Origin of the sequence: Parendozoicomonas verongulae, from assembly GCF_009711465.1 — a bacterium.
GTDB lineage: Bacteria > Pseudomonadota > Gammaproteobacteria > Pseudomonadales > Endozoicomonadaceae > Sansalvadorimonas > Sansalvadorimonas verongulae.
On sequence record NZ_SMME01000483.1, the window covers coordinates 1 to 1,022 of the forward strand.

General features: G+C 48.5%; 2 protein-coding genes. Both read right to left on the reverse strand.

The features are described from left to right. The coding region (locus E1189_RS01105) for an ISAs1 family transposase (RefSeq protein WP_329601868.1) at positions 1-786 on the reverse strand (786 nt) is incomplete at its 3' end. A 34-nt stretch (positions 787-820) separates the two neighbouring features. Continuing rightward, positions 821-979: a transposase family protein gene (locus E1189_RS01110; protein WP_196220926.1), complete on the reverse strand. Its 159-nt coding sequence runs from the start codon at positions 977-979 to the stop codon at positions 821-823. Positions 980-1,022: the final 43 nt, after the last annotated feature.

The window sequence follows — 1,022 nt, forward strand, 5'->3', positions numbered from 1 at the left end:
TGTCTCTTCGAGCGTCGAACTCACGTTATTCAGAGCTATACGACGCAGGGTTGAGAGGTTTTCTGCTGCATTTTCATTTTTGGTCTGGCAGGCATCTTCAGAGAACGCGATGTCCAGCATCCAGTGCAGGCTATTCTCCACCAACCAGTGTGTCTTGGTGGCAGAGAGCATGTCTTTTGCGGTCATTTCTTTACTGCAGATGTAGAAGCGAAGAGCTGTCGTGGCCTTACCGTTGATGGTTCTGTCTGCCTGCACCACTCCAAACTGTTTGAGCCCTGCCCAGTTTTCATAACCTCTGAGGCCCTCAAGGTCAGTGAATGTCCAGCAGCATCGGTACTCTTCTCTCCCATGACCTTTATTGGACTCTTCGTGAAAGGTAGCAGACAGTGCATCCGTGGGATGTTGTTCCCAGTGCTTTTCTACCTTGCGGATATCTTCTTCCAGATTTTTCTGATTACCCTTAACTGCCAGTAGGTAGTCGGCACTTTCTGCTACGCAGATTTCGGCAATACTCTTCTGACAACTCATTGCATCAGCCGTCAGCAGGCAGCCAGCAAAGTCAATAGCTGTTAGCAAGTCTGGAACGGCTGTGAGTTCGTTGCTCTTTTTGTCGACTTTCTTCTGGCCGAGAACCAAAGATAACTTTGAACTCCAGGCACTGACGATATGGACGGCACGTTTGCCTTTTCCCTTATCTCGTGAACCTTTGATAGCTTTCCCGTCGATAGGGACGATATCAGCTTCATCGTCGGGGATTGCCAGAGCCTCTGGGAAAGCGGATTTCACCCAGCGAGTAAAGCAGTCCTGAAACTTATCGGGATCAAACCGACTGAATATCCTCCCACGTGTCAGCATTGGCAAGAATGGCGCAGACGGAGATCACCAAAATATCGATAAAATTGTGATCGCAAGATGCAGCACGGCGTACATCTTCCAGAGTTTCAAGGTAAGTGATCAGGGGAGCAGACTTCTGAGACATGAAAAAGCAGGAACTATAACCCGATTTTTTCATTGGTCAACTG

Excerpts from the sequence above, each read along its gene's own strand:
- E1189_RS01110 (WP_196220926.1), bottom strand. The coding sequence starts at position 979 with ATGTCTCAGAAGTCTGCTCCCCTGATCACTTACCTTGAAACTCTGGAA.